Origin of the sequence: Microseira sp. BLCC-F43 (assembly GCF_041929235.1) — a bacterium.
Taxonomy (GTDB): Bacteria; Cyanobacteriota; Cyanobacteriia; order Cyanobacteriales; family Aerosakkonemataceae; genus Microseira.
Map to the genome: position 1 here is coordinate 1 of NZ_JBHFNP010000268.1, position 6350 is coordinate 6350.

Consider the following 6350-nt stretch of genomic DNA (forward strand, 5'->3'; position numbering starts at 1 on the left):
AATCGCTATTATGCTTTATCAGCAACAGCGCATTCACCTTGAACAAGCAGCCAAACTAATCGGAATATCGAACGATGACTTCTACCAATTGCTGGCATCCCGTAATATCATCACTCCACCCACTGACCCCGACGACGAACCCAACGAACTTATCCTCGCCAGCTTCCGCACCTCCCTTCAGCAAGCTAAAGAAGGCAAAGTACATCCCATCTCTCAACTGTGGGATGGCATAGATGTCTGAAGAAATCCCCTCGATTCAAATACTTTTCTCCGATGATTTCAAAGCGCGACTTCGCACCCTCGCCAAACGCTATCGCAGTATTCGCACTGACCTACAACCGTTAATTGACGACCTTCAGGTAGGAAACTTCATCGGCGATTAAATCTCTGGAATAGGCTATGCTGTCTTCAAAGTTCTCCTCAAAAACAGCAACATCCAAAAGGGCAAAAGTAGCGGATATCGTGTTATCTACCAACTCAAAGATAACACTTGTATCCTTACGATCGTCATCTACGCCAAATCCGAGCAGACTGACATCGCAGCGAACCAAATTCGAGATATTATCTTGATGAATCCTAGAAGCATTATCAAGACTTTATAACAGAATGCGATATGCCTCCCAACCGAAAGCGCGAACGCATCTTTTTATCAAACGACGAGGTTATGCGTACGCTCTTTGCTCGGATATTTGAGGAGTAAATAGCGTACGCACCGTAACCTCATCCCAAAAGCGATCGCTTTTTCACAGTGGTTTAAGTGCGAGCGCGATTTGTTACAAATCCTTCCAGCTCCATTTCTTTCTCGGTTGATTTGGAGAGCTTTCGTTTTCCCTTCAGGACTGTACCCAAAGCACCGACTACTAGGATGTCAAGGAATGTAGAAGGTTCAGGTACGGAAACGGGATGGAGACGTGCATAGACTACATTTTCCTCAGGCAAAATGTCTATAAAACTAGCCTCTGCAGTGGTAGCATATCTATTTCTAGATGTTTTAACAAGTCCACTATTTCGATCAATCTCATACGGTAAATAGAATACCTTGGTTCCAACGGATTCAAACCAAAGTTCTGTTGCTCCAGTCCTTGATAAAAAAAGGTTGATCCCTTGGACTGATTGGTTTATAGCATCCCCAGCATCTATTTGATTTAACAGATCGAACTTTGGCGGTGTACCGAATACGCTAGTTACAGTTCCCCGTTCCAAAGTAATATTGTATATATTTGATACGCCTGTGCTGGGCAAAGTAAAGGAAACTCCATTTATGCCTGCTAACACACCAGGGCTAGAAAATATAATATCAGCTGCCTGACTTGGGGCGACGATCGCACAAGCTGTTACTACGGTGGTAGTAATAGACAAGATGGGCTGGAATAAAAAACGAGTAAGGTTCATGATCAGATCCTAGTAAACTAATAAAGATTGGAGATGACTTAATCATCAAAACTATGCTTTAGCAACTCCTTATTGCGTATTTGGGAAAGCGAGGCGATGTACGAATCGCTTTCCTTGTTATGACTCAATCAAGGAGTAATTGAGGTATGCTGTTGCTAGTTTTTAGGAGACTTTTTCAGTTTTTTTATCGGTTGATTGGGAGAGCTTTCGTTTGGGATTGAGGGTTGAAGCTGCGCCTAGTGTGGCGAGGGCAAGGAAGTCGAGGACGGAAGAGGATTCGGGAACAGAACATCTGCCCCATTTATCACGCTGTGTGCCATCCCATAAGTGGTGCCGTTACCAACCTTTATCTCGCTCCCAGTAAATATCTCGTATTTCGGATATTTAACAGTAAAATTCGTCAACCAAACATCTGATTTCCTATCTTTGAACGTTGATATTACATCAAACGTTAGTCTAGCAAGAGTTTCTGAATTAGTGATGTATTTCCCCGACTCATAAAATTGCAACTGCTGACCACCTTGGATTAGCAAGTTCTGCACCATCAAAATTAATTGCCAAATTATATCCACTGATAATTTCACCTGGTTTAAAATCAAAGCCTTGAACGAGGAATTCAACTTTCTCACCAGGGTTTTTAGGAACTTCCTGTGGAATCTATGGAGTAATTCTAAGATTTATTCCATAGCATGTATTGGCATTTAAAGGGTTGTAAATAGCTTCATTATTTTTGTTTAAATATTCATCATTTCACTCCTTTCATGTGTCTTTTTATAACTTTCTGTCAATTGAGACTTGATGTATTTACTCAGCAAGGTTTGGCGCGTTCGCGCTTTCGGTTGGGAGGCATATCGCACAAACTAGCAACGCAGATACACTTGCTTTTCTTGTCTTCGCAGTTATCTAACCTTTATAGATTCTGCGTAGTTGGTCAGGCGAGGCGATCTGCGAATCGCTCTCTTTAAACCTGATGTATTTACTCAGCAAGGTTTGGCGCCATCGCACACACTAGCAACGCCGATGCTCTTGCTTTTCCCAGTTATCTATCTAAGTAGTTTCTGCGTATTTGGTCAGGCGAGGCGATATGTGAATCGCTTTCGTTGTTAGTAGCGAGTAAGGCTTTAAGGCTTTACTTTTCCTATGTCAGTAACAATAACATTGCATAAATCATAAAAACCATGCTTCATGAATTATTTATATAGTCAATTTATGTAACAACTTATAGCTTCCTATATCAGTTTAAGTTGTTCTCCGAGAAAACACGGAATCGATTTACTAGGACTTCTGTTAGCTAAATTCTTTGCCAGTTGTACATCTCAGTAATTTTCACTTAATTTTACAAAACTTTATTAAATATACAATTTAATTAATAATTAATAATATTAATTAATAAATATGTATATGGCTGAAAAATCCATGACTTAAGAAGGACAGAAACACGTAGACTTATAACTTAAATATATCTAGAGGTAGATGCCCACTCAGAGTTAAACTTTACACAATTTTTATATATGAACAAAGTAAAATATTGATACTGAGAAGCGCCGCAGGCAACCTTGAATTTTGACGATCGATGGTGCTTTATAGCAGTTTGTGACTTGGTGGAATACAGCAGTTTTCGATTCAGTAGGAGCTTTGGAGCTCCAAAGCTCCTACCCCCGGTTGTCTTCTACAAAAGATGCAATATTATGTCCAGTAGCTTCACCAGGACTTACGCAGCGACACTAAATAGGGTGGTTGATACGTTAGCGATCGCCCAGGGCATCCTACAAATAGTGCGATCGCCCGATTCACTCCGGCAAGAACTCATCATTTAGACCTTGCTCCAAAGTGTAGGGACAAACTTCAGGCAAATCGTCGTAATCGAGAGGCGTTTCTTGAACCACTAAGTCAGTGCCTAGTGCGTAAGAAATTGCCAGCACTTCACTCGGGTATGGTTTAAGACTCAGATTTTCTTCAAGCAGAATAAGTAGGTGCAGGTAAATAAAGTGAAAATAGCTATCCCTACAATGGCGGGCGAGACGCCCACCCCACAAGAGATTGAAGGTTTTGTGGGGTGGGCGACACTCCTGCCGCCATTGTGGTGAGTTTATTTATATTCACCTACTTAGTCAGACGGCGGTGCTGTTCCCAAAGCGTTGCCAACCAGCTTTTACTGCGATGAGTCCTCTGGAATTGCCATTTCAGCAAATGCCCCAAAAGCACCCCCAAACGGTTCCGCAATTGCTGACGTTCCTGCTTCCCCAAACTTTCGATCTCTTCGATAATATTTTTCAAGTCAAGCTGATGCCACTTACCTTCAGACAAGAGCTTTACTTGCTCTTGTGTCCAGGCGTAGAAGTCGGTTTCGTAAAGAGAGGGTGTCAAGCTCATTTCTTAGATTGGCAAGGCTTGATACATCATAACAACTTGCCACAAAAGATAGTGGCTGATGCTTAATCAGGATCGCTTCATACCAAATCCGGGTTAACAACCCCCTTTATTCTTACAGACCGCGCAGGCGGTCAAAGTTTGTGTAGCCGCGAATGCGCGTCGTTCGGCATCAAGGGGGTAATAAAAGCGGATTTGATATCACTCGTTTGGGAGGTGGTGCGATGGGGGGTGGTGAGATCGCACCTCTTGTGGAAATCTCTGAGTAAGTGCGATATGCCTCCGGCACGCTGGCGCGATCGCATTTCTCTATCAAAGGACGAGATTACGCGTACGCTCTTTGATCGGATATTGGAGGAGTAAACAGCGAGCGCATTTTTTCTCTCAGCTGAATCACGCCAATAGCATCCCCCAAATCTACCTGTAACCAAAGCTAGAATGAAGTTACCGCCACTCAACGAAACTGCTATGAGTCTCACTCTTCCCACTGAACTATTGCAAACAGCCAAAATGACTGAAGCAGAAATGCTCCAGGAAATTGCTATTATGCTTTTTCGGTTGATTTGGCGGACTTCAGTTTGCGTTTGAGAGTTGAGGCTGCGCCTAGACTGAAAAACGTGAGTAAGCTCAAGGTAAAAGATGGTTCAGGTATTGACTCAGCCGCAAAGACTTTTCCACCCATATTAAGTGTCGCTTCACGCTCATAATCCACAGCAGGTATTGTCCAGGTAAAGTCAAATAAGATTGAATCACCTAGATCGAGTGACCAATTATTTTCTGAATGAGCATCAATTAATTGTTGCTTCTTTTGCAAGACTGAGTAACCATCATCCAAGCTTACATCATCGCCAAGAAGAAAGCTAATATCACTTAACGAAGACCCTATCTGAAGGAACTGTAAAACTTTTTCTCTTCCAAAATTACCAGATTCATCGGTCAAATTGCCAGTAAAATAGCGTGATATAAAACCTCCACCAGTCTCGTTAGGAGCATCGGGAGTAAAACTTACAAATGTATTGGAATTAACACTTGGATCGTTTTTGAATTGATGCTTTACTCCAATAGTTACTTCTGTATTCGCAGGAACTGTAAACGTAAAAGGATCAGTCCAATCTGTCTCAGTATTTGCTGAAGAACCCCACGTAAAATTTGCTGCATCTGCTATGGAAGTGAGAGATCCAGCAATTTGTGGGAACTTGCCTGTTGGAGAAAAGGCAGTGGAAAAAGTCAAGTGCCATTTACTTATTGATTGAGAACCTTTAGGATGAGTAGTTGTGTGGCTATCCGATTCAGTTGTTCCAGCCCAACCAGGAAATGGAGGTTTGACACCCGTTTTTTTGAGAACAGGAAATGGAGGTGGGGCTGTCCCATCTCCCCAGTGTCTGTATAAAAAATTGAAATTTGACGGAACAGCATTCGGCGGAAATGAAGCGTTTTTGAAGACAATAACTTCTTCAGAACCAAACCAATAATCGCTAGCAATAGCAATTGCTAATGCATTTTGAACTGTAGCAAATTGAGTCGTTGCAATGGCTACTAATCCTAAACCAATTTTTAAACTGTATTGCGTTTTCATGCTACAAAAATGATTGACGAAAATTTAGTTATTAGATGGGAATCCCTAAACCTGATGTATTTATTCAGCAATTGTTGACGAGATCGCACAAACGCTCAACGCAGATACACCTGCTTTTCCTGTATTCGCAGTTATCTAACTAAATAGATTCTGCATAGTTTGTCAACCGAGGCGATATGGGAATCGCTCTCTTTAAACCTGATGTATTTACTCAATAATGCTTGACGCGATCGCACACACGATCGATTTAGATGCTCTTGCTCTTCGCAGTTATCTATCTAAGTAGATTCTGCGTAGTTGGTCAGGCGAGTCGATATGCGAATCGCTTTACTTATTTGTACGGAGTAAGGCTTTAAGGCTTTCCTTTTCCTATGTCAGTAACAATACTATTGAATAAATCATAAAAACAATGCTTCATGAATTTTTTATATATTAAAGTTATGTAATAAATTATATTTTCCTATATCTGTTTAAGTTTGTCTCCGAGAAAAAACGGAATATATTTACTAGGAATTCTGTTAAATAAACCCTTTGCCAGTCATACGTCTCAGTAATTTTAACTAACTTTTGAATAATTTTCCTTTTATTAGTCAATAAATTAAGTATTTGTTCGTAAGAGCAACAGGTTGACTTATAAGTAAAATCTATCTATAAGTAGATGCCAACTTAGGGTTAAGCTTTACACAATCTTTATATATGACCAAAGTTAAATACTAATAATAAGTAATATTATGTAAACTTAATCACTTATAATATACGTAAGTAGAGTTGAAGTCTGTAACCGAAGCTAGAATGAAGCTAGCGCCACTCAACGAAACTGCTACGATCCTCACTCTCCCCACCGAACTCTTGCAAACAGCCAAAATGACTAAAGCAGAAATGCTCCAGGAAATCGCTATTATGCTTTATCAGCAACAGCGCATTCACCTTGAACAAGCAGCCAAACTAATCGGAATATCGAACGATGACTTCTACCAATTGCTGGCATCCCGTAATATCATCACTCCACCCA

At 40.9% G+C, this 6350-nt stretch carries 8 protein-coding genes; 3 read left to right on the plus strand and 5 right to left on the minus strand.

Annotation, left to right across the window (positions count from 1 at the left end):
• Together ACE1CM_RS35055 and ACE1CM_RS35060 are read left to right on the plus strand one after the other, a co-directional pair.
• Window positions 1-241: UPF0175 family protein (locus ACE1CM_RS35055; protein WP_374883516.1), on the plus strand; the 241-nt coding region annotated here is incomplete at its 5' end.
• Complete coding sequence (locus tag ACE1CM_RS35060; RefSeq protein WP_374883518.1) at window positions 234-383, plus strand: hypothetical protein; 150 nt, start codon at window positions 234-236, stop codon at window positions 381-383. The genes ACE1CM_RS35055 and ACE1CM_RS35060, both read left to right, overlap by 8 nt.
• Before the next feature lie 370 nt (window positions 384-753).
• Here the strand turns inward: ACE1CM_RS35060 and ACE1CM_RS35065 are convergent, their stop codons facing one another.
• From ACE1CM_RS35065 to ACE1CM_RS35085, 5 genes are all read right to left on the minus strand, one after another.
• Window positions 754-1392, minus strand: coding sequence for a hypothetical protein (locus tag ACE1CM_RS35065; protein ID WP_374883519.1), 639 nt, complete (start codon window positions 1390-1392; stop codon window positions 754-756).
• Between the two features lie 236 nt (window positions 1393-1628).
• Complete coding sequence (locus tag ACE1CM_RS35070; RefSeq protein ID WP_374883520.1) at window positions 1629-1964, minus strand: hypothetical protein; 336 nt, start codon at window positions 1962-1964, stop codon at window positions 1629-1631.
• 1218 nt (window positions 1965-3182) lie between these two features.
• On the minus strand, window positions 3183-3428 hold the full coding sequence (locus ACE1CM_RS35075) for a DUF29 family protein (RefSeq protein WP_374883521.1): 246 nt from the start codon (window positions 3426-3428) through the stop codon (window positions 3183-3185).
• Between the two features lie 67 nt (window positions 3429-3495).
• The gene (locus ACE1CM_RS35080) at window positions 3496-3765 is read right to left on the minus strand and encodes a DUF29 domain-containing protein (protein WP_374883522.1); all 270 of its coding nucleotides are present in this window, start codon (window positions 3763-3765) and stop codon (window positions 3496-3498) included.
• Window positions 3766-4306: 541 nt separating this feature from the next.
• Window positions 4307-5338, minus strand: a complete 1032-nt coding sequence (locus ACE1CM_RS35085) for a hypothetical protein (protein ID WP_374883523.1) — start codon at window positions 5336-5338, stop codon at window positions 4307-4309.
• A gap of 792 nt (window positions 5339-6130) precedes the next feature.
• Between ACE1CM_RS35085 and ACE1CM_RS35090 the strand changes: the two genes are divergently transcribed.
• A partial coding sequence (locus ACE1CM_RS35090) for a UPF0175 family protein (protein WP_374883524.1) occupies window positions 6131-6350 on the plus strand: 220 nt, incomplete at its 3' end.